1 protein-coding gene is annotated in these 289 nt (G+C 39.8%); it reads right to left on the bottom strand.

Features of this window, described 5'->3' with window-relative positions; translation table 11 throughout:
- Positions 1-289 (bottom strand): protein N-lysine methyltransferase family protein (locus tag A3761_RS03430; protein WP_231881139.1); only part of this gene is annotated, 289 nt, incomplete at both ends.

Here is a 289-nt window from a genome sequence, read left to right as displayed (position 1 = left end):
TGAGCTAAAACCAAAGTCAATCATTCGTTTGCTGAGTTTGTTTTTTTTGCCGCGCCCAGGATCTACCAAAATGACCTCACTTGTTGGCTTGGAGTGTCTTTCAAAGAAATTAGCTAATAAGCTAATGTGTTCGTCTTCATATAATATATCGCTACCAATGATCAGGTCGAAAAGGCCTAAGCTATCATTATCTTTAGCCCAGTCTATACGTTCAAAGGTGATGTCGGCGTCGCTATTAAGTTCGGTATTTCGTTGTAAGAATTTTTCAGTTTCAGGGTGGTAGTCAGTG

The sequence above is a fragment of the Oleiphilus sp. HI0123 genome (assembly GCF_001635315.1).
This window is presented reverse-complemented; position numbering and strand designations above follow the sequence as displayed.